Origin of the sequence: Streptomyces ferrugineus (genome assembly GCF_015160855.1) — a bacterium.
GTDB classification, from domain to species: Bacteria; Actinomycetota; Actinomycetes; order Streptomycetales; family Streptomycetaceae; genus Streptomyces; species Streptomyces ferrugineus.
In genome coordinates this window covers 6,881,942-6,907,971 of the sequence record NZ_CP063373.1, presented here as the reverse complement: position 1 = coordinate 6,907,971, position 26,030 = coordinate 6,881,942, and the positions used below count along the sequence as shown (strand labels likewise).

Here is a 26,030-nt window from a genome sequence, read left to right as displayed (position 1 = left end):
CGTCCGACCCCCCGTGTTCTCCCTTCCCCGCCTTCGGCCCTTGCGGAATTTCACCCGGGTGACGGCCCGGAACAATATGTAGGAGAGGCCGCATCATGTCGTCCGATTCGGTATTGCGCCGCGACGAGTGCGCTTCCCTGAACGAGCCTGTGGCGATTGTGGGGATCGCGGCCCTTTATCCCGGTGCTTCGGGTCCGGACCAGTACTGGGAATTGCTGAATCGGGATTCTGCACCCGGCGTCGGGGGTCCCACTCCCGGTTCACTGGACGACCTGCACATCGACATCGCTCGATTCGGGATTCCACCGGCTCAGGCAGGGGCCATGGCTCGGATGCAGGTTCTCATGCTGGAAGCGGCACGCCAGTGCCTGTCGGACGCCGGACACCCAGGACGCGCACTGCCGACGGACCGTACCGATGTCATCACCGGCACATGCTTCGGCCTGGACCGCCAGTACGCCAACGCACTGCGGATCGAAGCCGGCCGCTACGCCCGTGAGGTCGAGCTGGCGGCCATGGCAGAGGGCGTCGACGCGGCAGCGGCGCGGGCAGCCGCCCGGGAACTGCGGTCGCTGGTGGCACGGCAGGCGGGTGCCTCCCCGCACGATCGGGTGGGAGAGATGGCGAGCACGATCCCCGCCCGGATCGCCACCGCGTTCAGGTTCCACGGCCGAACGCTCGCGGTCGAGTCGGCGGACGCGACCTCGTTCGTCGCCCTCGACCACGCGGTGCGCAATCTCCGCCGCGGGGTGTCCGACGCGGTCCTCGTGGTCGCGGGACAGCGGTGGGAGAGCCCCTTCGTCACCAGGGCGCTGCAGGCCAAAGGGCTCATGGGTCCGATGAGCCGGGGTACCCCCGGGCACGAGTCCGGCCGGGTCGGTGAGGGCGTCGGCGCCCTGTTGCTCAAGCGGCTCTCCTCCGCCGTCCGGGACGGCGACCGGATCTACGCCGTGATCCTCGACTCCTCCGTGCGCCATGACTCTCGTCCGGGCGCTTTCCGCTCCTCACGCTCCGCCGAGCTGCGGCGCTCGCTCGCACAGGCGTCTTTGCGTGCTGCCGAGGTGCGCCCCGAGTCGGTGGCGTATGTGGAATGCGTGGGCTCGGCCGTCACCGCTGAGGCCGAGGCGGAACTCAAGGCGCTGGCGGGGCTTCACGAGGGTGCCGCTCCGGCGTCCGTGGCCGTGGGAAGTGTGCGGGAGCGGCTCGGGAACACCTTTGCCAACGCCGGTGTCGCCGCCGTCACCAAGGTCGCTCTCGTCCTGCACCACCGGCGGATTCCTCCCCAGCGTGTGCTGGGCGGTGCCGCTGGAAGCGACTTCCTCGGCACACCGCTGCGACTGCCGTCCCGGAGCGAGGAGTGGCGGGCGAGCCCTGATGGCACTCCGCGCCGAGCCGCGGTGCTCGGAGCCTCGTTCACCGGGACCGTCTGCCATCTCGTCGTCCAGGAGTACGGAGACGACGGGGCCGGCGACGTCGACGAGCCGGAGGGGCAGGCCGGACGCCGTACCGCGTCCACGCCGGGCCGGGTCCGGGGAACCGTGGGCGGGGCCGCGGCCATGCCGGTCCCGGCGCCGGGCCCGGAACCGATCGCGGTGGTGGGTGTCGCCGGCCGCTTCGCGGGCGCGGCCGATGCCGAGGGCTTCTGGCGGGTCGTCAGCTCCGGCGAGACTCGTATCGGCCCTGTTCCGGAGTCCGTGCTCGACCGGGAGCTGTACTACGCACCAGGGGCACTCAGTCTCACCCACAGCTACACCGACCAGGGCGGTCATGTGCCGGTGCCGGAGGAACCTCCCGGCGAGGTGCGGATCGTCCCGTTGCGCCACGCGGCCATGGACGACACTCAGCGCCTCGCGCTCGCCGTGGCCGCCGAGTTGTTCCGGGGACGGGCAGCGCATCCGGGTGGGGATCCGGGTGCGGGCGGTGTGACGGGACGGCTCGCGGGCAGGGGACTCGTTGCGATCGGCACCAATCTGGGCCTGACGCGCGAGCGCCGCACCCATGCGGAAATGGCTCTGCAGTCCTGGGACGAGACGGTCGGACGACTCGCCGGCTTGGACGGCCTGTCGTCACTGCAGAAGAAGGCCCTGCTGGCAACGGTGCGCGAGGGGATGTCGGGGGCGCCGGACCATGCGATGTCACCGGCTCTCCTCGACGGCTGCCTGGCCAGTGGCGTGGCGGCGCTGCTGGCCAACGAGTACCGGCTCGACGCCGTGCCCCTCGGTGTCGAGGCCGCCTGCGCTTCGTCCCTCGCGGCGCTCGACATCTGTGTCGGCGCTCTTCGGCAGGGGACGGCGGACTTCGCTGTGACGGGTGGTGTCGAGCTGGCCTGCAACACCCGGGACATGGTGCTCTGTTCGGCGCTCGGACTGTTGTCGCACAGCACAAACGCACCCTTCGACCAGGCAGCCGACGGCTTCAGCCCGGGCGACGGGTGTGGCCTCTTCCTGCTCAAGCGCTACAGCGACGCGCGCCGCGATGGTGACGAGATCGTCGGTCTCATCAGCGGCATCGGTGCGTCCAACGACGCCAAGTCCCTGATCGCCCCGGACGTGGAGGGGCAACTGCTGGCCATGCGCCGGGCCTTCGCGGAGGTGGACTTCGAGCCGTCCGCGGTCGACTACCTGGAGGCGCACGGCACCGGAACCAAGGTCGGAGACCGGGTCGAGATCGCGGCCGCGGCACGGATGTACGGCGGCGAGGAGCGGTCCCGACCTCTTGAGATCGGGTCGGCCAAGTCGTTCTTCGGCCACACGTTCGCGGCCGCCGGCAGTGCCGGGCTGCTGCGCACCCTGCTCGCCATGCGGGCAGGGACGCTGCCCCCCAACGCCAACCTGCGGACGCTGAATCCGGCCCTCGACCTCGACGCCATCCCGGCCGCCGTCTCGACCGCGCCCTCGCCGTGGAACCGCCGGCCCGGGCAACCGAGGCGCGCGGCCGTGAGTTCCTTCGGCACGGGAGGCATCAACTACCACGTACTCATCGAAGAGCACCTGGACGGAGCGCGATGAACTTCGAATTCGACGCGGACAGCGAGGAGATGCGCGCCATGGTCGTCGCGTTCGCCCAGCGCGAGCTCGTCGGCCGCAAGGATGCGGCGCGTACCGCGTTCGACCCCGGTGACTTCCGCAGGCGCTGGCGGCTCGCGGGCGCACAGGGGCTGGTGGGCGGTGCGGTGCCCCTGGAGTACGGCGGCAGTGGTCTGGACGCGGTCACCTCATCGGTTGTCATGGAGGCACTGGGCTACGGCACCGAGGACACGGGTTTCGCGTTCTCCGTCGCCGCCCATCTGTTCGCCTCACTGATGCCCATCGTCGAGTTCGGAACGGAGGAACAGAAGAGGGAGTGGCTCCCCGCACTCTGCTCGGGAGAGCGGATCGCCGCGCACGGCATCACCGAGCCGGAGGCCGGATCCGACGCGCTGAACCTGCGAACCCGCGCGGAGCGCAAGGGAGACGAGTACGTGCTCCAGGGCAGCAAGTGCTTCACGACGAACGCACCCGTCGCCGACGCCTTCGTCGTGCAGGCGGCGACCGAGCCGAACGGAGGCTTCTTCGGACTCACGGCGTTCATCGTCGAGGCCGGCACCCCGGGACTCAGCGTCGGTCCGGTCTACGACAAGGTCGGACTGCGCGGATCACCCACGGCCGATGTCCACTTCGACGGATGCGTCGTCCCGGCCCGCCAGATGCTCGGCGCCGAGGGCTCGGGGGCCAGCGTGTTCTCCGCGTCCATGAAGTGGGAGCGTGTCTGCCTGTTCGCGATATACCTGGGCGCCATGCGTCGCATCCTGGAGTCCACGATCGAATACGCCGGGGAGCGCGCACAGTTCGGTTCCCCCATCGGGGGTTTCCAGGCGGTCAGCCACCGGATCGTCGACATGACGCTGCGCCTGGAGTCCGCCCGGCTCCTGCTGTACAAGGCCGCCTGGGGGCTGGCGCGGGGCAGCCAGGACGAGATCGCACCCGCACTCGCGAAACTCGCGGTCAGCGAGGCCGCCGTACAACTGGGCCTGGATGCCGTCCAGGTGCGTGGTGGCCTGGGGATGGTCGAGGGCGAGGCCGAGACCTTCCTCCGTGACGCCCTGCCCTCACGCGTCTTCTCGGGCACCAGCGAGATCCAGAAGAACAACATCGCACGCGCGTTGGGTCTGGGGAACAGCCGACGCCCGCGCCGTCGCCGTTGACGGCCCCAACTGCCCCATCCAGTGGGAGGTTCACCTTGACGATCATCATTCACCGCATACAACTGCACGACGGCGTCGAAGCCGACCACTTCGAGAAGTGGGTACGGGAGGTCGACTACGCGACCTGCCCCGAGCTACCCAGCGTCCTCGCCTTCGGTGTTCAGCGGGTAGCCCGGTCCCCTCACTACTTCGAGATCATCGAGGTGACCAGTCGCGAGGAGTTCGAGCGCGACATGGAAAGCTCACAGTTTCAGCGGCTCGTCGCGGACTTCGGCCAAATGGCGAAAGTCCTGGAGGAAGTGACGGGAGAGCGGATCGGTGATGGGTACCGGGCGTAGGAGTTTCACGCAGTAAGGTTGAAACCCATACTGAATCTTTTTCAGTTGGCCTGGTCTCAGGTGGCCGATTTTCGCCCGATGGCGGAGATGAGCCCCGACTCGTAGGCGACGGCTACGGCCTGGGCGCGCGTGCCCACTCCGAGCTTCCTCAGTAAATGGTGAACGTGGGTCCGTACCGTCGCCGTGGAAACAGACATCTTTTCAGCTATCTCGGCATTGGACTTCCCTTGGGCGAGCAGCACAATCACTTCGGATTCCCGTGGTGTCAGGTTGGTCACCAGGCTCGCGGCCGGCGTCGAGGAGGTCTCGTCCGGTGGGTGGTGGAGGAGGCTGGGCCTGGCCTCTTCGGGCATGACGATGGCCCCGCCGGCGCTGACCGCCCGCAGTACGTGGACCAGCTCGTCGGCCGAGGTGCCCGGAGTCAGGACCGCCCGGACGCCGACGCGCAGGGCCTCGATGGAGCGCGGTGCGTTCTCCGCCTTCGCGATGAGGACCACCTTCGTGCCGATGGACAGGGCGGCGAGTTCCCGCTTGTGCTCCACGGTCAGCGCAGGTGACACGATCACGAGGACGTCAGGCTGCTGCCTCTCGGCGGCTGCTGCGGATTCGGCGCCGGTCGTGTTGCCGATCACGGTGATGTCGGGCTGCTGGTCGAGCAGCGCTCGCATCCCGGCACCCAGGATTGCATCCTCGCAGCAAATGAGTACGCGGATGATCACCGACTTCCTCCCATGAGATGGGACCGCGCGGGTGCATGGCTGGTTCACCCGACATGGCCAGGGGTGTGACGTTGGCCGGAGATGCCCTCATCGGGCGATGGCTGGGTGGACCGTCCAGGTGGACCGGCAGGAGGATTTCGGGCGTGATCGCATGCGGTGGTGCAAAGTACGTGCCTCCCCCGAGAGTGCGCCGAAGCGCTCTTCTGACACTCATTGCTGCCTAAGGCGACTGATTGTGTAGTCCATTTTTCGCCCATGTAATTTTTCGTATAAGCGCACATTGAGGCTAGCACGTAATGAGGCAGCGGAACGGGACTTGGGACGACGCCACATCGCCAGGGTCCATGTGCCGGGCACACCGGTGATTGGCCGGTCAGAGGCGTGTTGGGTGAGCCGTCAGGCTTTGTGTGACACCGGGTTCATCAAACGAGTCGCAGTGCGTGGGACGCTGCGAGTCGGCGCGACGGCGGGAATGCCGTGACCGCATGTCCCAGTCTGCTCACGAAGAACGCCCGCCCGGGCAGGCCGAGCCGTTGCTCCAACTCGGCCCGGACATCGTCGTGCTGGAGGATGACGCTCACGGGATGCAGGACCAGTCCGGCGCGGGTCGCGCCGAGCCAGTAGTCGGCCAGAACGGCGCCGCCGCGGACGACGGACTCGGCGCCGGGTGCCCCGTCGTCGAAGCACAGGGCGACGGCGGCGGGAGAGCACCGCACCATGGCGGCGAGTTGGCGAGCGAGGATCCGGTGGTAGCCCACGTGCCGCAGGATCCGCATGGTCACGGGTGCCAGGGCGATCCGCATCCCGAATCGACGCGGCGGCGACATCGGTCCGAAGAGCTGACCGAGAGTGAAGCCGTCACCGCTGGTCTCGGCGTCGGCCTCGTCGCGGCGTATGAACGAGTGCGTCTCCCGCCAGGCGGCACGGTGGCTGAAGTCGCGCCCGCCGTGCCGAGAGACGAGGTCGCCGACCGCGGCGCGCTCGGCATCGGCCACCACATGGCGGACGGTGACCTCTGAGTCGCCCCCCGGTGCCGCCCGGAACAGCGAAAGCCCCGATCGTGTCGTCGACAGTCCCGCCAGCACGGCGGGCTCGATCCTGTCGGGACGGTAGGGGCCCCGGTTGGTGTGCCGGGCGCGCACGGTGTCGCGCAGCTCGGCGAGGTCACCCGAGGGGGTGGGCGCGTGTGACAGCCGGACAACGCACAGCGGCATCCAGGCACGCGGCCATCGGCCACCGAAGATCCGGTCGGGGTCGTCGTCCTTCAGCCCGTGGGCCGCTGGGGCCGGGTCGACGAAGCGGACCCGGTCGGCCCGCCAGCCCTGGGCGGCCAGGGCCCGCAGCAGGATCTCTCCGTACGCGCCGCAGCTGACCAGCATCTCGACCCCGTGCGAGGAGAGCGCCGTGAGCTGCCGTGCGCGGTCGAGGGCGAGGACCAGATACTCGACCTCGTTCCGCGCGGCGGGACCGCAGCCGGCTCCGGTCTGCTCGGCAGTGTCCGCGAGCAGTGCCACCGCGGTGTGCCGAGCGGCCGCGCCGATCGCCCAACCGACGCCCCAGGGCTGGCAGTTGTGCGAGGACGGACTGTAGGCGGCGATCTCGGCCGCCGCCTGGAGCGCGTCCTGGAACGCTACGCCCCGGTTCGCGGGAGCGGACTGGGAGGGGGATGTCGATGTCACTGCCGCTGAGCTCCTATCGCCACACCAACGCCACGGAGTAGCCGTCGACTTCGCGTGCCCAACTGTCGAACCGCGCCCCGTCGCCCTGGGACACATGACGCCTCAGGCCCGGCCCGGCACGCCACGAGAAGCGGCCGTCGGGACGCCAGCCGGTCAACTCGACCTCTTGCGGGTCGACGCGCAGGCCGAAACCGAAGTGCTTCAGCACCGCCTCCTTGCACGCCCAGCGCAATGACAGCGGCATGGCCCGCACACCGACGGACTCCGTGCCCTTCGCCGCACCGGGCGTGCGAGTGAGCAGCTCCGTGAGCATCGGCGGCATGCGCCGGGTGCGCTCGACGTCGATGCCGACGGCGCGCGGTCCGCACGCGGCGACGGCGAAGTCCACCGAGTGGGACAGCCCGACCTCGACCGGGAAGTCGACCCACGGCCTGCCGGCCCGCAGGCCGTCGGCGACGGCGCTGATGTGGACGTCGCGGGTGCCGGTCCGCGCGTCGAAGTGCCGCCGCTGGTAGGCGCACACCCCGTGCTTGAGCGCCAGGCGTCCCGCCAGCCACTCCAAGCGCCGCTTGGGCAGGGGCAGTTGCCGTGCCTGCGCCGACTCGGCATCGCTGAGGTGCCGGGACTCCAGGGCCGTACGCGCTCGGTCGCCGATCGCCTGCAGCCATGCGATCGACACAACGGACAGGGTCAGGGGCCCGCGCACATGACAGACGTACAGGGGCCGCGCCGGATCGAGAGTCAGGCAGTCGTCGAGCCCGGTCACCGTGACACGGGCCGGTGGTGTGGTCACGGTGCTCACGTCAGCGGTCCACGGGCGGCGGCAGCAGGAACGGGTAGGGGCGGCGCAGGACCTTCAGGTGCCAGAAGCGGTCGGCCTTGCGCAGCCGCTGGATCAGCTCCCACATCCGCGCGTCATCGCGGTAGTAGGCAGCGACCTCCTCAGCCGTGATGGGCTCGGTCAGGCGGCCGTTGGCCTGATCCAGAAAGGCCGGGATCAGCGAGTCGAGCCGCTCCTTGTGGAGGTTGCCGAGGAAGTCCAGCAGTACACCGCGCGTGCCGTAGAACTTGTCGAAGATCGACTTGCTCAGCGACAGCCGGACCGCGTCGCGCAGCACCCACGGCAGCGAGGTGAAGAAGAGTCGGACGTCGAGCTTCTCCCGGCCCTTGTCGTCCCGCATGAGCGGAGAGGTCACGTCGAGGTACGTCAACTCGCCGCCCATGTCGATCCAGTTGGATGCCTGGGCGTCCAGCCCGAGCGAGGGGGAGACCGTCCGGTCCACCTGGTCGAGGAACCGGGAGAAGAAGTCCTTGGCCCAGGTCTCGTCCTCGGTGTGCAGGAGCCGTGAGCACAGCCGCCGCTCCGGCAGCTCGCGTTGCACGCAGTACGCCACGATCCGCCCGGCCGGTCGATGGGTGTGCCACACCTGTGTGTCGGCGACGTTCAGGCCGCTGTCGGTGAGGCGTCGCAAGTACTCGTCGAGGCTGCGACGGTAACGCTCGAAGCGTGCGCGGTCGGGGAAGACCGGCAGCCGTTTGCAGGCATAGGCACCATGGTCGGTCCGTAGCCGGAGCACCAGGGTGACCTCGCCATGGCCCAGGATGTCCAGGGAGCTGTCGTCGGCGGTGCGCAGCGCGGCCTGGACCTGCTTCTCGAGGTGACCGAGTTCGTCGTGGGGAACGGTGAAGGACATGGGCATCGGGCCTTTACGTCTCTGTGTCCGCCCCGGCTTCGGCGCGGCGATGGGCGGAGCCGGCCGGTGCCCGGCGGTGCACCACGATCAGATGGACGGCGGCGGCGAAGAACGCGGCGTCGAGCAGCAGGATCTGGGGCACGCTGCTGACCAGGACGATCACGAAGCAGACCAGCATCACCAGCTGCCCGTAGAGCGCGGCGAGCACCAGCTCCCGGTTCCGGATCAGCACCAGGCCGCTCACGACCATCGCGGCTGCGACGAAGACGGTCACGCCCGTCGGGTACTTGGCGAGCCAGTCGGTGAAGTCTCCGATCACGGCGATGTCGTGGTTGGCGTCGGCGGCGTCGTTGAGGCGCTGCTCCACCGACTCGATCTCCGGGAAGAACTTGCCGACGCCCGCGATGATGTAGAGGACGCCGACGACGCGCTGCAGAATCAGGATTCGTTTGGTCACCTGTCGGATTCTTCCGATGTAGTGGCCGTCTGGCCGGGGTTGTTTCCGGACAAGATCCGTCGACCGCGCCCGGTTGCTCACGCGGCCGTCACGACCAGGACGGCGTTCTGGCCGCCGAAGCCGAACGAGTTGCTCACCGCCACCTCCACGCCGCGCCGGCGCACGGACCCGGCGACCACGTCCAACTCGACGCCGGGATCCAGCCGTTGAAGGTTGGCCGTCGGGGGAACGGTCCCGTGCTCGACGGTGAGCACGGTCAGTGCGGCCTCGATCGCACCGGCCGCTCCCAGGGTGTGGCCGAGGACTCCCTTCGTCGACGTGACGGCGGCTCCCTCGCCGAGGACCTTGCGCAGTGCCCGCGCCTCCGCCGCGTCGTTGAGCGGCGTGGACGTGCCGTGGGCGTTGACGTGATCCACCTCGTCGGGCATGACGTCCGCCGCGGCCAGCGCCGTGCGCAGGGCCTGGATGACGCCGGCGCCCTCGGGGTCCGGGGCGGTCATGTGGTGGGCGTCGGCCGAGGCTCCGTATCCGGCCAGTTTCGCGCGGACATGTGCTCCACGCGCCCGTGCGTCCGCCTCCCGCTCCAGGACCAGCATGCCGCTGCCCTCGCCGATGACGAACCCGTCGCGGTCCGCGTCGAACGGCCGGGAGGCGGCGGAGGGTTCGTCGAGCCGCCTCGACAGCGCCCCCATCTGGGCGAAGCCGGTCACCATGAGGGGACTCACGCCGGCTTCGCCGCCACCCGCGATCACGATGTCGCAGCTGCCGTCGCGCAGTAGCTGCAGTGCGGCTCCGATCGCGGTGGCCCCGGACGCGCAGGCCGTCGCCGTGACGAGGTTGGGGCCGGTGGCGCGCAGGTCCATGGCCAGGTGGCCGGCGACCATGTTGGGCACCAGCATCGGGATCAGCAGCGCGGACACCGCCTGCGGCCCCTGTTCCAGCATGCGCCGGTGCTGGGTCTCCCACGTCGCCACACCGCCCAGACCACAGCCCACGACCACGCCGACGCGCGCGCCGTCCCACGTCGTCGGGTCCAGGCCGGAGTCGGCGACGGCCTCGCGCGCCGCGGCGATGGAGAGCTGGATGAACCGGTCCTGAGTCAGAGAACTGCGCCGCCCCACGTGCTCGCGCGGGGAGAAACCCGGGACCGTGCAGGAGATGTCCACGGAAAGGCCGGCCAGCAGCGGGTTCCGGGCGGCGGCCGACCTGCCCGCGCACACACCCTGCCAGGTGGCGTCGGTACCGATGCCGGCGGCGGTGACCAGACCGATCCCCGTGACGGCGGTGGCGGGTGGGGTGCGTGCGGTCATGACGAGGCCGGGGAGGTGGTGTGCCGTTCCAGCAGATCGGCGACCTGGCTGATCGTGTCGCCGGGCGAGGCGGCGTCGTCGTCGATGTGCACGCCGAACTCCGACTGGATCACCAGGAGCAGTTCCACCAGGAACAGGGAGTCCATGTCGAGGTCCTCGAACGTGGTGTCCGGGCCGATCTCGGCGCGGTTCACCTCGAAACGGTCGACGAGAAGGCCGACCAGCCTGCCGTACATCGCACTCATGGGATGCGCCCTACCTTTCCGGAGGCCCGTCTCACGCTCCGCGGGGAGCAGAGGCGAACGCGCATTCGCGTGCCGGGTGTTCGCCGTACCGAGTCTGGGCTTCGGGGCTGACCGACCGCTGACGGATGGCTTACGGCTCGCTGACCGCCCGGTGCCGCCGTCCGGGACCGGGGCCGCACGGACCGCGCCGGAACAGCGGCGTCACGCCGCGTCAGTCATCCGTCAGTGCGCGGTAAGCCATCGGTCAGGCCACCGGACAAGACTCGGCTCGGACAGCAGCTGGGGATCCGGAAGACGAGGAGCTCACGTGGTGGCACGTCGTGCGGGCAGGCCGAAGCCGGGCATCGTCTTAGACCCTCGTGGCGGATTCCGGTGAACCGGGCTGCGGTGATGGCCGGCGTCGGCAGCTGTCTGCCGAGCCGGGTCGTGTCCAACGACGAGCTGGCCACCCGGCTGGACACCTCCGACGCGTGGATACGGTCGCGGACCGGCATCGAACAGCGCCACTTCGCGGCGCCGGGCACGGCGACCTCGGACCTCGCCGTCGGTGCGGGCGCGAAGGCCCTCAAGAGCTCGGGCGAGCCCACCGTGGACGCCGTCATCGTGGCCACGACCACGCCGGACCGCCCCTGTCCGGCGACCGCTCCGGTCGTGGCCGCCCGCCTGGGCATGACGGGGACGGCCGCCTACGACGTGTCCGCCGTGTGCACGGGCTTCGTGTACGGGCTGGCGACCGCGGCGGGCCTGATCCTCGCGGAGGTGGCCGACCGGGTCCTGGTGATCGGGGCGGAGACCTTCTCGACCCTTCTCGACCCGGACGACCGGTCCACCTCCGTGATCTTCGGCGACGGAGCCGGCGCCGTGGTCCTGCGCTCCGGCACCGGCACCGAGCCCGGCGCGCTCGGACCGTTCGACCTGGGGAGCGACGGAGAGGGCGAGGCCCTCATCACCGTGCCCGCGGGCGGCTCGCGGCAGCGCCTCTCCGGGGTGGCACCGCGCCCGGGCGAGGCGTACTTCGCCATGTCGGGCAAGGACGTGTTCCGTCACGCGGTACGACGTATGACCGGGTCGGCGAAGGCCGTGCTCGACCGAGCGGGCTGGAACGCCGGGGACGTCGACCACCTGGTGAGCCATCAGGCCAACCTCCGGATCACCCACCACGTCGCGGAGGGGATCGGGCTGCCCAGGGAACGGTGCTTCAACAACATCGCCGAGGTGGGGAACACGGCGGCCGCGTCCATCCCCCTCGCGCTCGACCAGGCGCACACCCGGGGGGTGCTGCGGCCGGCGCAGCGGGTGCTGCTCACCGCGTTCGGCGGCGGGCTGACCTGGGGGTCGACGGTGTTGACCTGGCCGCAGCTGGACCGGTCCTGACCGACGGCATCCGGCCGACGACCGAGAACGAGAGAGAGCAGGAGCTCAGCCATGAGTGCGATGTACGGCAGGCTGGTCGGCCTTCTCGTCGACCGTTTCGAGGTGAACCGCGCCGAGATCGGCCCGGACACCACGTTCGAGGACCTCGACATGGACTCCCTGTTCCTGGTGGAACTGCTCCTGGTGATCCAGTCGGAGTTCGGCGTGCACATCGACGACGACGCCGCCTCGCCCGGCGACACGATCAGCCAGGTCGCCGATCTGCTGGAACGGCACACCACCTCCCCGGCCTCGTCATGACCGCACGCACCCCACCCGCCACCGCCGCCGTCGAACCGTGGCAACCCGGCCAAGGGCTGCCGGACACACAGCCGAGGACGACCATGAGCACCCAGCAGTCAATCATCGACCACATCGCCGAGGTCTGGCTCGACGGCGACGCCGACGGGCTCGACGCGCAGGTCCCGCTCGCCGAACTCAACATCATCGACTCGGCGGAGATCTTCGATCTCGTGCACTACCTGCAGGACCGCTTCCGGATCACCGTTCCGCTGCGGGAGGTCTCCGCGGCGAACTTCCGGACCGTCGACGCGATCGCGTCGCTCGTCGAACGGCTCCGGCGTGAGGGGGAGGTCGTCCGATGACGAACGCCACGGGGGACACCCGGCACGGGGAAGTCGTCCACCGGCAGATCGTGGACATCGTCGCCTCCCGCACGCTGTACGACGAGTCCTACCTCCTGCCCGACAGCCATTTCGAGGCGGATCTCGGGATCGACTCGGTGATCCTCGAATCCATCCTGGCGTCGGTCAACGAGCACTTCACCCTGAGCCCACCGCTGGCCGCGGGTCCCGCGACGATCCGAGAGCTCGTCGACGCCGTCGAACAGGCGCTGGGCGGCGATGTCGGACCCGTCGGACACCCTGCCGACGCGGGCGAGAACGGCGACGCGGTGCTGGAGACGGTCGTCGCCGCGGCACAGCGGCACACCCAGTACCAGCGTCACCAGCTGCCCGTCGACGCCGACTTCGAGAGCGAGCTCGGCATCGACTCCGTCGTCCTCGCCTCGATCGTCGCCGACGCCGCACGCGAACTCGGCCTCGGTGACGGCCTGGTGGACCCGGCCGGTGTGACGTCCCTGCGCGCACTCGCGGCCGGGCTGCGCTCCGCGCGTGAGAGCACCGGTGCCGCGGACCGGGCGCCGTCCGTCGATCCCGACGTGCCCGCCCTGCCGGAGGAGGGCGACGCACCCGCCGAGGACGACCCCGAGTGGGACGGCCGCTCCATGAAGGACTTCGTGGAGGAGCGCAGCCGGGACCTGTTCGCCAAGGCCCGCAGCTTCGGCACGTACCTGCGGCGGCGCGAGGCCGACCAGCTCTACTGGTACGGGATGCCGCTGCGGTCCCGGTGCGGCAACCGGGCTGTCATCTTCGACGAACTCGCCGGTCGTGAACGCGAGTTCCTCATGTTCGCCTCCAACAACTACCTCGGCCTCGCCAACCACCCCAAGGTGATCGAGGCGGTCTGCGACGCCACCCGCACCTATGGCGCGACCCACACGGGCTCACGCTTCATCGGCGGCACCAACGTTCTCCACAAGGAGCTGGAACGCCGGCTCGCGGCCTTCAAGCAGCGCCCGGCCTGCATCGTCTATCCCGGCGGCTACGCCGCGAACCTGGGTGCGATCTCCGCGCTCGTCAAGAGCTACGACACCCTCGTGGTCGACCGGCTCAATCACATGAGCATCGTCGACGGCGCCCGGCTCTCGGGCGGCATCCGCAAGATCTACCAGCACAACGACATGGCGGACCTGGAGCGGATCCTCAAGCGTGCCGACGACCGGTCCGGGGGCCGGCTGATCGTGGCCGACGGCGTGTTCAGCATGCACGGTGACATCTGCGACCTGCCCGAGATCGTCCGCCTGGCCAAGGAGTACGACGCCAGGGTCATGATCGACGACGCCCACGCCACCGGCGTTCTGGGCGAGCGGGGCTCCGGCACGACCGAGCACTTCGGCCTCAAGGGCGAGGTCGACCTCGAACTCGGCACGATGAGCAAGACGCTGGCGGGCATGGGCGGCTTCGTCGTCGGCGAGGAGGAGGTCGTCGAGTACCTGCGCTTCTACTCGAACTCGTACGTGTTCGCCGCCAACATCCCGGCCGGAGTGGCCGCGGGACTGATCGCGTCGATCGACGTCATCGAGTCGGAGCCCGAGCGGATCACCCGCCTGTGGTCCAACATCCGCCTGCTGCACGGCCAGTTGGCCGACGCGGGCTTCGACCTGGAGAACACGCGCAGCGCCATCCTGCCCATCGTCATCGGCGACGAGCGCAAGGCCATGGAGATGGGACGCGCGGTGCGGGCCCGCGGACTGTACTGCCAGACGGTGGTCTTCCCGGGAGTGCCGCTCGGCGACGCCCGACTGCGGGTCAGCGTCACCTCCGAGCACACGCGGGAGGACCTGGAGAACGCCGCGGGGATCTTCGTCGAGGCGGCCCGCGAGGTCGGTGTGCTGCCCTCGGCGGCGTGAGGCAACGGTGACGGGAGCAGACATGACGCACACGACGAGCGAGTCCGACACAGCGTTGATCCGTTTGCCACGGTCCCTCTCACCGGAGCAGTCGGCCCGCCCCGCCCTCGTGGGGGAGCGGACGGTGACCTACGGCGAGCTGCAGGCGGGCGTCGCCGCTGTGGCCTCGGGGCTCCTCGGCGTCGGTGCCCTGGTCGGCGACCGCGTGGCGATCTGGATGGACAAGCAGCCCCGCTACGCCGAGGCGATCCTCGGCACCCTGCAGGCGGGATGCGCCTACGTTCCCCTCGACGGCGGCCAGCCGGCGAGCCGGGTCCGCACCATCCTCGCCGACTGCGAACCGGTCGCCCTCTTCACCGACCGCCACCACTGGGAGCTGCTGGCCGGCCTCGAACTGCCGGGCTCGATCAGGACGATCGTCGTGTCGGAGGGCCCGGCCGACGAGCCAGCGCACACCCTGCCCACGGCGGGCGGCGCCCGGGCCCTGGTGGAGAACTGGGCGGGCTTCGCCGCCGGCGCCGCGCGGCACATCGTGTTCCTGCCCGCCGTGGACCGCGACGACCTCGCCTCGATCCTCTACACCTCCGGATCGACAGGCACGCCCAAGGGCGTCCGTATCAGCTACCGCAACCTGGCGAACTTCATCCGGTGGGCGCGTGCCGAGCTGCGCGTGGGCCCGGACGACGTCTTCGCCAACCACGCCTCGTTCAACTTCGACCTGTCCACCTTCGACCTGTTCACCGCGCTGTCGGCCGGCGCTCGCGTCTGGATCGTCGCCGACGACCGGACGCGCGATGCCGCCGCGCTCGCCGCGGGCATCCGCGAGCACGGCGTCACCGTGTGGTACTCCGTGCCGTCGGTGCTGCACCTGCTCACCGCGTCCGGAGCGCTCACGCCCGAGACCGCCCGCAGCCTGCGCTACGTCCTGTTCGCCGGCGAAGTCTTCCCGATCCGGCAACTGCGGGCGCTGACCGAGCTGTTGCCGGCCGGAACGGAGCTGTACAACCTGTACGGCCCCACGGAGACCAACGTCTGCACCTACCACCGCGTCAGCCCCGAGGACCTGACACGTGTCGAACCCGTGCCGATCGGCCGACCGGTCACCGGCGCCCGGGTGTCCGTCGTCGACGAGGACGGGCGGGTGCTCGACGGGCCGAACGCCTTCGGTGAGCTGGTCGTGGAAGGCGACTGCGTCACGCCCGGATACTGGCGCCGGGAGACGGAGCCCGCGGCGGCGGACCACTGGCAGGGCCGCCATGCCACCGGTGACCTCGTCAGCTACGAACAGGGCGAACTCGTCTACCGGGGCCGCAAGGACCGCATGGTCAAACTCTCCGGCTACCGCGTCGAACTGGGGGAGATCGAAGCCGCCGTGCTCCGGCACCCCGACATCTCCTCCGCCGCCGTGGTCGTCGACACGCAGAGCGCCGACCGGCGCATCGCCCTCTACTACACGCTGCGGACCGCCGGCCGGGGACCGGGCCTCATCGAGATCAAGCGGCACTGCGCGCGGTACCTGCCCCGCTACATGCTCCCGCACACGGCGACCCGCCTGGACGCGCTGCCGCGCAACGCCAACGGCAAGACGGACTACCGCCGGCTGTGCGAAACCGCCGGCGCGGCCCGGCCTGCGCGGGCCCTGCCCGGAAAGTGACGGAGACGCTCATGAACCAAGGCCCGAGTGGCACTCCCCGCCGGGGTGAGGAACCGAGGACAGTTGCCGGGCTCCTGCGACACCACTGCGAACAGCGCCCGGACGCCCTCGCGTACCGCTTTCTCACCGGCGCCGGCGGCGACGGCGAGTCGCTCACCTACCGTGAACTCGATCTGCGCGTCAGGACGGTGGCCGCCCTCCTGCAGCGCGAGAACCTGGCTGGCAAGCCGGTCCTGCTGCTCCACCCGCCGGGGCTCGACTACATCGCCGGATTCCTCGGCTGCCTGTACGCGGGAGCCATCGCCGTACCGGCATACCCACCGGACACCCGGCGGTTCGGCCACACCATGCCCCGTCTCGCCGCGATCGCCCGGGACGCAAGGGCCACCCACGCGCTGACGACCGGGGAGATCTCCCGCTTCGTGGCCGACCGGCACGACGAACTCGCCGCGCTCGGCCTGGGCGGCCTGCGCTGGCTGGTGAGCGGCGGACCCGACACCACCGACGCCGACGACTGGCGCGCCCCGGGGCCCGAGGGGCAGGCGACGGCCTTCCTCCAGTACACCTCGGGCTCGACGTCGTCCCCCAAAGGCGTCATGGTCGGCGACGACAACCTGATGCACAACCTCCGCGCGATCCACCGGCGACTGCGGCACGACGCCGACTCGGCCATGGTCTCCTGGCTGCCGCCGTACCACGACATGGGCCTCATCGGCGGCATCCTGACCCCGCTGTACGGGGGGTTCCCCGCACACCTGATGGCGCCCATGTCCTTCGTACGGCAGCCGCTGCTGTGGCTGGAGACACTGTCCCGCACCCGGGCCTCCACCAGCGTCGCGCCCAACTTCGGCTTCGAGCACAGCGTCCGGAGGATCACGGACGAGCAGTGCGAGGGCCTGGACCTGAGCCACTGGCGGCTGGCGCTGAACGGCGCCGAGCCGGTGCGCGCCGACACACTGCGGCGCTTCACCGACCGCTTCGCGTCCCGCGGCTTCCGGGAAAGCGCCCTCCTGCCCTGCTACGGCCTCGCAGAGGCGACGCTGATGGTGACCGGCGTGCCGGCCGACGTGGCGCCCACCGTCGGCACCTTCGCGTCCCGGGCCCTGGGGGACGGCACCGTCCAGCCCGTGGCCGGGACGGATGACGTTCGGGTGACCGAGGTCGTCGGATGCGGCCCGGCTGTCGACGGCGTGGACGTCGCGATCGTCGACCCGAGCACGCGGCGACGGATCACGACGCGGGACCGGATCGGGGAGATCTGGATCGCCGGGGGCAACGTCGCCCACGGCTACTGGCGTCGGCCCGAGGCCACCGACGAGGCCTTCCGGGCCCGTATCGAGGGCGAGGGCGACACACCCCATCTGCGCACCGGCGACCTGGGCTTCCTGCGCGACGGCGACCTGTATGTCGTCGGCCGCACCAAGGACGTCGTCATCGTGCAGGGCCGCAATCACTACCCGCACGACATCGAGCTGACCGCGGAGCAGACCGACGAGTGTCTCCGTACGGGCAGTGGTGCCGTGTTCTCGGTGGAGGTGGACGGCGCCGAGGAGATGGTCGTCGCCTACGAGGTCGAGGGCCGGCGCGTCGCGAACGCGCCTGCGCTGCTGGCCCGGCTGCGCACCGCCATCGCCGAGGCGCACGACGTCACACCGCACGCCGTCCTCCTGCTCAAGCGGTCGACCTTGCACAAGACGACCAGCGGCAAGATCCAGCGCCAGGCGTCCAAGCGGGACTTCCTCGATCTCAGGCTCACCCCGATCGCGGCCAGTGTCACACGGGACACCGAGGTGCCCGCTTCCGGCGGGCCGCTCACCGGGTTGCCCGCCGACCGGCGCAGGCGACTGGTGATCGACTCGGTGACCGAGGCACTGACCGGAGTCGCCCCGGCGGACGACGCCCCGGACATCACCGACTGGACGTTCGCCGAGCTGGATCTCGACCACCCGACGCTCCTGACGACCGTGCGCGAGCTGGAGCGGCGGCTCGGCACCGCGATCCCGTTCGGCGAACTGCTCGTGCGGCCACGGGTCGACACGCTGATCGCCCTCTTCCTCGGCGAACGGCCCGGGGCGGGCACGGCGCCGCACGGGCCCGAGGCCCTCGAGGGCTGGCTCATCCAGCGGATCGCGGACCGTCTGGGACTGCCGAGGGCGGCGGTCGACCCCACCAAGCCGCTGGCGTCCTTGGGACTGGATTCGAAGCAGGCCGTGGAGATCGTGACCGAACTCGGCTCGGTGACGGGGCGTGAGGTCACCACCGGCGCGGCCTTCGACCACCCGACGGTGCGCGCCATCGCCCATCACCTCGGCGCCGACCACGCGCCCGCGGCGGCAGATGACGCGCACTTTGCCGAGGGGCACCGCGCGGACGCCCCGGTCGGGGACGCGTCCCTCGACGAGGCCCGGGAACCGGCCACGCCCGCGGCCGTGGGCGGCGGCGCGGACGAGCCCATCGCGATCGTCGGTGTCGGCTGCCGCTTCCCCGGGGCGCCCGACGCGGACAGCTTCTGGCGGCTCCTCGTGGACGGCCGCGACGCGATCACCGAGGTGCCCCGCGGCCGCTGGGACGCCGATCGGGTCAACGCCCCGGCATACGGCGGCTTCCTCGACCGCGTCGACGAGTTCGACGCCCTCTTCTTCGGCATGTCGGCGAGGGAGGCCATCCGCACGGACCCGCAGCAGCGGCTGCTCCTCGAAGTCGCCTGGCAGACCCTGGACGACGCCGGCCTCGATCCGGGCCGGCTCGCCGGCAGCGCCACCGGAGTCTTCGTCGGCATCAGCAGCCACGACTACTCCGAACTGCAGATGGGCCGACTGGAGGCCATCGACGTCCACGGCGCCACCGGCAACGCCCACTCCATGGCCGCGAACAGGCTGTCGTACACGCTCGACCTGCACGGGCCGAGCCTCGCCGTCGACACGGCGTGCTCGTCGTCCCTGCTGGCCGTCCACCTCGCCTGTGACAGCCTGCGCCGCAAGGAGTGCACGGCGGCGCTCGTAGGCGGTGTGAACCTCATGGTCACGCCGGGTCTCTCCGTGGCCTTCGCCGCGGGCAACATGCTGTCGCCACAGGGCCGTTGCCGCACCTTCGACGACTCCGCCAACGGCTATGCGCGCGGTGAGGGCGCGGGCCTCGTCCTGCTGAAGCCCCTCTCCGCCGCACTCGCCGACGGCGACCGGATCCACGCCGTGATCCGGGGCTCGGCGACGGGACACGGCGGCCGGAGCAACGGTCTGACGGCTCCGAAGGGTTCGGCGCAGCGTGCCGTCTGCGAACGGGCCCTGGACCAGGCCGGCCTGGCCCCCGGTGAGATCCACTACGTCGAGGCCCACGGCACCGGGACCGCGCTCGGTGACCCCGTCGAGTGGGAGGCACTGGCCGCCGTCTACGGCCGGGACCGTACGGAGGGCGAGCCCTGCCTCGTCGGATCCGTCAAGACCAACATCGGTCACCTGGAAGCGGCCGCGGGCATCGCCGGCCTGATCAAGGCGGCCCACGTCGTGCGCCACCGCCAGGTACCACCGACCCTGCACCTGCGCACCGTGAACCGCCGTCTGGTGCGCGACGCGGCGCTCGACGTGCCGACGCGACTCACGAGCCTTCCGGAAGGAACCGTCGCACGGGCCGCCGTCAGCTCCTTCGGGTTCGGCGGCGCCAACGCGCACCTGATCCTCGAGGCGGCCCCCGAGCCGACCCGGGGCGAGACGGTTCCACCCAAGCGCCCGGTGCACGCGTTGTGCCTCTCGGCCCACACCCCGACCGCCCTCACCGCCCTGGCCCAGAAGTGGCGCACCCACCTGGCCGCCCGTCCGGACGCGGCCATCGCCGACCTGTGCCACACGGCGAACACGGGCCGCCCCCGCCTCGGCCACCGGGCAGTCGTCACCGGCGGCTCCGCCGAAGCACTGGACACCGCACTCGACGCCCTGGTCCGCGGCGAGGCGTCGACCGCCGTGGTCCGCGACCGGCCCCGCTCCGGCCCGGCACCGAAGACGGCCTTCCTCTTCAGCGGCCAGGGCACCCAGTACACCGGCATGGGCAAGGGCTTCTACGACACCCACGGCGGCTTCGCCCGCACCATCGACCGCGCGGACGGCGTGCTGCGTCCCTACCTCGGTGTGCCGCTGCCGGACCTGCTCTTCGCCGAGGGCGGCGGAGCCCGGCTGGGCAGCACCCGCTACTGCCAACCCGCCCTGGTGGCGCTGGAGGTGGCCCTCGCCGAGGTGTGGATGTCGCTGGGCGTGCGGCCGGCCGCGCTGCTCGGCCACAGCATCGGGGCGTACGGCGCCGCGTGTGTGGCCGGAGTGATGTCGCTGGAGGACGCGCTGACGCTGGCGGCCGTACGCGGTCGGCACATGGACGAACAGCCGGGCGACGGCGCGATGATCGCGTGCGTCGGAGCCGCGGACGTGATCCACTCTGTGGCCGACGCGTTCGCCTCCATCTCGGTGGCCGCCGTCAACGCTCCCGGCCACCTGGTCCTCTCCGGGGCCCGGGAGGAGATCGACGAAGCCGGGTCCCTGCTCCAGAACCGGACCGTCGTGGTGCGGCCACTGGCGGTCTCGCACGCCTTCCACTCCGCGCTGATGGCCGGCGCTGCGGGGCCGCTGCGGGAGGCGGCCCGTGCCGTGAGGTTCGCGGAGCCGCGCATCCCGTGGGTCTTCGACGGCACCGGCGAGCAGATCACCGGACGCATCGGCGCCGACGACCTGGCGGAGCACATGCTCGGCACGGTCCGCTTCGCCGACGGATTCGCGACGCTGCGGCGCCTGGGCTGTGACACGTTCATCGAGATCGGCCCACACCCCACCCTGCTCAATCTGGCACGCACGACGACGTCCCCGGACAGCGAGAACCCGATGCTGTGGCTTCCCTCGCTGCGCAGGGGCGGTCCGGTGGGCAGCTCCGACTGGGAGACCCTCCTGCAGTCGCTCGGCCGCCTCCACTGCGCCGGCGGCGAGGTGGACTGGGCGGCGCTCGACGAGGGGCACCGGCGAGCCCGTGTGTCCGTACCGCACACGGTCTTCGAGCGACAGCCGTACTGGTTCACGTCGCCCACGCAGGAGGCCCCGGAGATGCAGAATCCCGCGACTGAAGCGACTGAAGCGACTGAAGCGACTGAAGCGACTGAAGCGACCGACGCGATCGTGCGGGACGAGCGCCGTGACGCCGCAGAGCGGACGGCGACGCGTCCGGCCGCCACCACCGCGCCGGACGTTCGCCAGGTGATCCTCGACCACGTCGCACGGGTGTGCTCCTTCTCCGTCGACCAGATCTCGCTCGACGCGCACCTGGGCAGGGACCTCGGTTTCGACTCCCTGATGCGTACCGAACTGGAGCGGGCGCTGGCCCGCCAGTACCCCGGATGCCTGGAGAGGCACCGGGAGTCGCTGTCCGACGACCCCAGCGTCCGGGAGCTGGCGGACCTGCTCGGCCCGGAGGCGGCACCGGACGTCGCGAGCGGTGAACCCGTGCCTGAACCCCGCCGAGAACGCACGGTCCGGCAGGAGCGGGAGTTCGAGGAGTGGCCCGAGTTCGCGGAGCTGCAGGGCAGGCTGCGCCAGGCCAGGTCGAGCGGCGCCAACCCGTACGGCCGTATCCACGAGGGGCACAACGCGGGGCGCGCCACCGTCGACGGCCGTACCGTGCTGAACTTCGCGTCCTTCAACTACCTCGCGCTGTCCCATCACCCGCGCGTGCGCCAGGCGGCGCAGGAGGCCATCGACCGCTACGGCACGTCCAGTTCGGCGACGCCGCTGCTGTTCGGCGAGACGCCGCTGCACCACGAACTGGATGCCGAGATCGCCTCCTTCCTCGGCACGGAGGACGCGATCGTCTTCGCCGGGGGCCATGCCACCAACGTGGCGACGATCGGCCACATCCTCGGCCCCGAGGACCTGGTTCTGCACGACGAGTGGATCCACGACAGCGCCGTACGCGGCTCCATCCTGTCCGGAGCGCGGCGCAGGCCGTTCCCGCACAACGACTGGCGGGCCCTGGACTCGATGCTGGGTTCACTGCGCGCGCAGCACCGCCGGGCACTGGTGCTCATCGAGGGCGCCTACAGCCAGGACGGCGACATCCCCGACCTGCTCCGGTTCATCGAGGTCAAGCGGCGCCACGGCGCGATGCTGATGATCGACGAGGCCCACTCCATCGGTGTACTGGGCCGCACGGGCCGGGGCATCGGCGAGTACTTCGGCATCGACCGCCGCGACGTCGACCTGTGGATGGGCACGCTCAGCAAGGCCCTCGGCAGCCTCGGCGGCTACATCGCCGCCCGCGGCCCGCTCATCGAGTACCTCAGGTTCACCGCGCCCCTGCACATCTTCAGCACGGGAATCTCGCCGGCGAACACGGCCGCGGCCCTGGAGGCGATCCGGGTCGTCAAGGACGATCCGCAGCGGGTGGCCCGGGTACGGCGCCTGGCCGAGCACTTCCGCGACGAGGCCCGGGCCCGCGGCCTCGACATCGGCGTCTCCCGCGCGTCCGCGGTGATCCCCGTCATCATCGGCGACTGGGAGAAGACGATGGCGCTGTCCAACACCCTGCTGGAGCGGGGCGTGAACGTGATGCCCATCGGCTACCCCGCCGTCGCTCGCGACGAGTGCCGCCTGCGCTTCTTCATCAACGCCGACCACAGCGAAGAAGACCTGGAACATTCCCTCGACATCCTGGGGCGTGCCATGGCAGACCACGCGACCGAGAAGCCCCCCACGGCCTCCGAGGCGGCGGAGCGGACCGCACTCGGCGTGACCGCGTCCGAAGCCCTGCCGGAGGCCGCTGCGCAACACCCGCATGTCCCTGTGCCCGACTCCGGCGCGGACGTGCTGGTCGCGGGCGCGAGCGGCTTCATCGGAGGGCACCTGGCCCGGCGGCTGGCCGAACACGGCCACCGCGTACGGGTGCTGGTCCGCGACGGCAGCGACCGCTCCGCCTTCGACGGCGTCGACGTCGAGATCGCCACCGGTGACCTCGGCGACCCCGACAGCCTGCGCCGTGCCACGGCCGGCGTACGGCACGTCTACAACTGCACCGGGATGTCCGCCGACTGGGGCCCCTGGGAGGAGTTCCGGAGCATCAACGTCGACGGCAGCCGCCGCCTCGTCGAGGCCGCGCACCACGCGGGAACCGTCGAACGCTTCCTGCATGTCAGTACCACCGACGTCTACGGCTACCCGGCCAGGCCCTGCGACGAGTCCGCCCAACCGCGGGACATCGGGCTGCCGTACAACCGCAGCAAGGTGCTGGGCGAGCGCGCCGTGCGGGAGGCGGCCGAGCGAGCCGGACTGCCACTGACCGTCGTGCGGCCGGTCTCGGTCTACGGGCCGCGCAGCAAGGACTTCGTGATCGAGATCGCGACCCTCCTGCTGACCAGGCAGATGGTCTACATCCGCCGGGGTGACGTTCCGGCCGGACTCGTCTACGTGGGCAACCTCGTCGACGGCATGATCGCCGCCTGCACCTCCGAGACCGCTGCCGGCCGGGCGTACAACCTGCGCGACCCCGATCTGACGACCTGGCGCGAGTACGTGGAGGCACTGGCGCACGGCCTGGGCGTCCGGCCGCCGGCCTTCAGCCTGCCGACGCCGCTGGCGCGCGGCGTGGCCACGGCGTCCGAGAAGATCTACGGCGCCCTGGGGGTCAAGGCCCGCCCGGTCCTCACCCGGCACGCCGTCCATCTCTTCGACCGGGACCAGTCCTACGCCATCGACCGCGCCCGGGACGACTTCGGCTTCAAGAGCGAGGTCGGCTTCCAGGAAGGCATGGACCTCACCCTGGCCTGGCTGAACTCGCCCGAGGGCCGCAAGCACGTCCCCCGCTGAAACCGGCACCCCCAACACCCACGAACAGCGACGACCGAGGACTGCGAGGATCCACGTGCCCATCACCGAGCGGCCGCCGGGGCCCGCCACGGCCCCGCGGCCACCCGCCGTCGGCTGGTTCCCGGGGCTCACGCCCGCGAGTGGAGCTCATGCCGCGCCGCTACGACTGATCTGCTTCCCGTACGCGGGCGGCACTCCCTCCGTGTACCGCGGCTGGGACGCCCCGCTGGGTGCGGGCGTGCAGGTCGTCCCCGTCCTGCTGCCCGGTCGCGGTCTGCGGATGCGCGAGAGGCCCTACTCCGCCATGGGACCACTGGTCCGCGATATCGCGGAAGCGCTGGTTCAGGGTGAACTCGCCCATGACTACGCCCTGTTCGGCCACAGCATGGGCGCGCTTCTCGCCTACGAGGTCGCCTGCGAGCTGCGCGATCGAGGACACAGCGCCCCTCGGCACCTGTTCGTGTCCGGGAGCAGGGCGCCCCACCTCTACGGCGACCGCGACGACCGGACGCTGTCCGACGCGGACCTGCGGCAGTTGGTGGCCGCCCTCGGCGGCCTCGGCGACGACCACACCATCGGCAGCGCCTACCTGGACCGTCGACTGCCGGTGCTGCGCGCCGACCTGACGGTGTGCGAGGAGTACCGCTGGGTACCGCGGGCCCCGCTGGACTGTCCCATGACCGCGTTCTCGGCCACCCGCGACCCCATCGCGCCGCGACCCTCCGTGGAGGCGTGGCGGTCGTACACCAGCGGCTCCCTCCTCCACCACCACCTGGAGGGCGACCACTTCTTCCTCAGCGGCCTCTCGCGGCCGTCACTCCTGCGCGAGATACGGAGCGAACTCGCCCGGCTCACCGACGAGCCGGGCAGGCCGGCCCCGGACGCGCCAGACCGACTCCCCACTGCGAAGAGGGAACCCTCATGGATCTGCTGAGCCTGGCCAGGAACGTCAAGCACCGGGTGGAGGAACCGCTCACGGACGCGCTGACCGTGGCGAAGATCGTCACGGACCCGCGCAACCCGGTGCTGCTGACGCTGTCGACCGCACTGGTCAACCCGCTGTACCGGGCGGCGTTCCTGGCCTCCGCCGCGGGCTCGGGCGTGCTGCGGTGCCTGGCGGTGCGCCCGTGCGACCTCGAGAGCCTCGCCGAGTACCTGGACATCCCCGAGGACGACCGTCCCCGGCTGAGGGCCTGGCTCGAAACCGGCGTCCGGCTGGGCGAGTTGGGTCGGCGCGAGGGCTGCTACCGGCTCAAGAGCCCCACGGCCAGGCTCCTGGCCCAGCCCGGGAACGACGCCGTCGCCGCAGCCCTCGAGGAGATCCTGCGCTTCCATGTGCCGGTGCTGCTGGACGCGCCCCGCATGCTCTCCGCCGGCCGCCGCTTCTCCCTTCAGGACCAGGACGGAACCGTCATCGCACGCTCGTCCCTGGCGCTGCGCTCAATGGTCCAGGCGGCCATCGACCGGACGCTCGACCGCGAGGGCCCGGTCCGACTGCTGGAGATCGGCTGCGGGACGGGCGCCTACGTGCGATACGCGGCCGAGTCGAACCCCCGGCTGACCGCGGTCGCCGTCGACCTTCAGCAGGAAGTCGCCGCGCGTGCCGCCGACAACATGGCCGCATGGGGCCTCACCGAGCGTGTGGAGACCCGCCAGGGAGACCTGCGCACGCTGGACCTGCAGCCCCAGTTCGACCTGGTCACCCTCCACAACAACATCTACTACTTCCCCGAGACCGAGCGCGTCGAGGCGCTCGAACGGGCTCGGTCCCTCCTCGCCCCCGGTGGCCGGATGCTGCTCACCACGTCGTGTCAGGGCGGCGGCAACCTCGGCCTCGACGTGCTCAACCTCTGGTTCACGTACGCCGACTTCGGCGGCCCCTTGCCCCAGGCCGACGAACTGGTCTCCCAGATGGAGAAGGCGGGCTTCACCGACGTGCGGGCCACGCGGATCATCCCCGGTCAGCCGTTCCGCGCCTTCGTCGGCACCAACTCTCCCGTCCACAGCGCCTGACAGGC

At 70.8% G+C, this 26,030-nt stretch carries 18 protein-coding genes; 11 read left to right on the top strand and 7 right to left on the bottom strand.

Annotation, left to right across the window (positions count from 1 at the left end):
- Nucleotides 1-95 precede the first annotated feature (95 nt).
- The 3 genes from IM697_RS31005 to IM697_RS30995 are packed head-to-tail and all read left to right on the top strand — an operon-like array spanning nt 96 to nt 4,521.
- Nucleotides 96-3,008 (top strand): beta-ketoacyl [acyl carrier protein] synthase domain-containing protein, encoded by a 2,913-nt coding sequence (locus IM697_RS31005; RefSeq protein WP_194039396.1) that lies wholly within the window; start codon nt 96-98, stop codon nt 3,006-3,008.
- On the top strand, nt 3,005-4,183 hold the full coding sequence (gene redW, locus IM697_RS31000; RefSeq protein WP_194039395.1) for an L-prolyl-[peptidyl-carrier protein] dehydrogenase: 1,179 nt from the start codon (nt 3,005-3,007) through the stop codon (nt 4,181-4,183). Before IM697_RS31005 ends, redW begins: the two co-directional genes overlap by 4 nt.
- A gap of 35 nt (nt 4,184-4,218) precedes the next feature.
- Nucleotides 4,219-4,521, top strand: coding sequence for a RedY protein (locus IM697_RS30995; RefSeq protein ID WP_194039394.1), 303 nt, complete (start codon nt 4,219-4,221; stop codon nt 4,519-4,521).
- A gap of 56 nt (nt 4,522-4,577) precedes the next feature.
- Here the strand turns inward: IM697_RS30995 and IM697_RS45090 are convergent, their stop codons facing one another.
- The 7 genes from IM697_RS45090 to IM697_RS30960 form a co-directional block, all read right to left on the bottom strand.
- Entirely contained in the window at nt 4,578-5,240 is a 663-nt protein-coding gene (locus IM697_RS45090; RefSeq protein WP_228044243.1) for a response regulator transcription factor, read from the bottom strand.
- 422 nt (nt 5,241-5,662) lie between these two features.
- Nucleotides 5,663-6,919: a nitroreductase family protein gene (locus IM697_RS30985; protein ID WP_194039393.1), complete on the bottom strand. Its 1,257-nt coding sequence runs from the start codon at nt 6,917-6,919 to the stop codon at nt 5,663-5,665.
- A 13-nt stretch (nt 6,920-6,932) separates the two neighbouring features.
- Entirely contained in the window at nt 6,933-7,721 is a 789-nt protein-coding gene (locus IM697_RS30980; protein WP_228044242.1) for a 4'-phosphopantetheinyl transferase family protein, read from the bottom strand.
- 1 nt (nt 7,722) lies between these two features.
- Nucleotides 7,723-8,613 (bottom strand): DUF6206 family protein, encoded by an 891-nt coding sequence (locus tag IM697_RS30975; protein ID WP_194039392.1) that lies wholly within the window; start codon nt 8,611-8,613, stop codon nt 7,723-7,725.
- 13 nt (nt 8,614-8,626) lie between these two features.
- Nucleotides 8,627-9,070 carry a DUF6041 domain-containing protein gene (locus IM697_RS30970; protein WP_194039391.1) on the bottom strand — a complete coding sequence of 148 codons (444 nt, stop codon included), beginning with the start codon at nt 9,068-9,070 and terminating at the stop codon, nt 8,627-8,629.
- A 77-nt stretch (nt 9,071-9,147) separates the two neighbouring features.
- Nucleotides 9,148-10,380, bottom strand: coding sequence for a beta-ketoacyl-[acyl-carrier-protein] synthase family protein (locus IM697_RS30965; protein ID WP_194039390.1), 1,233 nt, complete (start codon nt 10,378-10,380; stop codon nt 9,148-9,150).
- Nucleotides 10,377-10,625 carry an acyl carrier protein gene (locus tag IM697_RS30960; RefSeq protein WP_194039389.1) on the bottom strand — a complete coding sequence of 83 codons (249 nt, stop codon included), beginning with the start codon at nt 10,623-10,625 and terminating at the stop codon, nt 10,377-10,379. Before IM697_RS30960 ends, IM697_RS30965 begins: the two co-directional genes overlap by 4 nt.
- 372 nt (nt 10,626-10,997) lie before the next feature.
- Here IM697_RS30960 and IM697_RS30955 point away from each other — a divergent pair, with 372 nt between their 5' ends.
- The 8 genes from IM697_RS30955 to IM697_RS30920 all read left to right on the top strand — a co-directional run bounded on the left by IM697_RS30955 (nt 10,998) and on the right by IM697_RS30920 (nt 26,025).
- On the top strand, nt 10,998-11,999 hold the full coding sequence (locus IM697_RS30955) for a beta-ketoacyl-ACP synthase III (RefSeq protein WP_228044241.1): 1,002 nt from the start codon (nt 10,998-11,000) through the stop codon (nt 11,997-11,999).
- A gap of 51 nt (nt 12,000-12,050) precedes the next feature.
- A complete protein-coding gene (locus IM697_RS30950; RefSeq protein WP_194039389.1) occupies nt 12,051-12,299 on the top strand; it encodes an acyl carrier protein in 249 nt (82 codons plus the stop codon).
- A gap of 83 nt (nt 12,300-12,382) precedes the next feature.
- Nucleotides 12,383-12,643: an acyl carrier protein gene (locus IM697_RS30945; RefSeq protein ID WP_194039388.1), complete on the top strand. Its 261-nt coding sequence runs from the start codon at nt 12,383-12,385 to the stop codon at nt 12,641-12,643.
- A complete protein-coding gene (locus IM697_RS30940) occupies nt 12,640-14,529 on the top strand; it encodes an aminotransferase class I/II-fold pyridoxal phosphate-dependent enzyme (protein ID WP_194039387.1) in 1,890 nt (629 codons plus the stop codon). Before IM697_RS30945 ends, IM697_RS30940 begins: the two co-directional genes overlap by 4 nt.
- Before the next feature lie 22 nt (nt 14,530-14,551).
- A complete protein-coding gene (locus IM697_RS30935; RefSeq protein ID WP_194039386.1) occupies nt 14,552-16,183 on the top strand; it encodes a D-alanine--poly(phosphoribitol) ligase in 1,632 nt (543 codons plus the stop codon).
- Between the two features lie 11 nt (nt 16,184-16,194).
- A complete protein-coding gene (locus IM697_RS30930) occupies nt 16,195-24,012 on the top strand; it encodes a type I polyketide synthase (protein ID WP_194039385.1) in 7,818 nt (2,605 codons plus the stop codon).
- Nucleotides 24,013-24,067: 55 nt separating this feature from the next.
- On the top strand, nt 24,068-24,946 hold the full coding sequence (locus tag IM697_RS30925) for a thioesterase II family protein (RefSeq protein ID WP_194039384.1): 879 nt from the start codon (nt 24,068-24,070) through the stop codon (nt 24,944-24,946).
- Nucleotides 24,934-26,025, top strand: coding sequence for an SAM-dependent methyltransferase (locus tag IM697_RS30920; protein ID WP_194039383.1), 1,092 nt, complete (start codon nt 24,934-24,936; stop codon nt 26,023-26,025). The genes IM697_RS30925 and IM697_RS30920 overlap by 13 nt, the downstream gene beginning before the upstream one ends.
- Nucleotides 26,026-26,030: the final 5 nt, after the last annotated feature.

Excerpts from the sequence above, each read along its gene's own strand:
- IM697_RS30950 (WP_194039389.1), top strand. The coding sequence starts at position 12,051 with ATGAGTGCGATGTACGGCAGGCTGGTCGGCCTTCTCGTCGACCGTTTC.
- IM697_RS30920 (WP_194039383.1), top strand. The coding sequence starts at position 24,934 with ATGGATCTGCTGAGCCTGGCCAGGAACGTCAAGCACCGGGTGGAGGAA.
- IM697_RS30940 (WP_194039387.1), top strand. The coding sequence starts at position 12,640 with ATGACGAACGCCACGGGGGACACCCGGCACGGGGAAGTCGTCCACCGG.
- IM697_RS31005 (WP_194039396.1), top strand. The coding sequence starts at position 96 with ATGTCGTCCGATTCGGTATTGCGCCGCGACGAGTGCGCTTCCCTGAAC.
- IM697_RS30960 (WP_194039389.1), bottom strand. The coding sequence starts at position 10,625 with ATGAGTGCGATGTACGGCAGGCTGGTCGGCCTTCTCGTCGACCGTTTC.
- IM697_RS30935 (WP_194039386.1), top strand. The coding sequence starts at position 14,552 with ATGACGCACACGACGAGCGAGTCCGACACAGCGTTGATCCGTTTGCCA.
- IM697_RS30965 (WP_194039390.1), bottom strand. The coding sequence starts at position 10,380 with ATGACCGCACGCACCCCACCCGCCACCGCCGTCACGGGGATCGGTCTG.
- IM697_RS30945 (WP_194039388.1), top strand. The coding sequence starts at position 12,383 with ATGAGCACCCAGCAGTCAATCATCGACCACATCGCCGAGGTCTGGCTC.
- IM697_RS30930 (WP_194039385.1), top strand. The coding sequence starts at position 16,195 with ATGAACCAAGGCCCGAGTGGCACTCCCCGCCGGGGTGAGGAACCGAGG.
- redW (WP_194039395.1), top strand. The coding sequence starts at position 3,005 with ATGAACTTCGAATTCGACGCGGACAGCGAGGAGATGCGCGCCATGGTC.
- IM697_RS30975 (WP_194039392.1), bottom strand. The coding sequence starts at position 8,613 with ATGTCCTTCACCGTTCCCCACGACGAACTCGGTCACCTCGAGAAGCAG.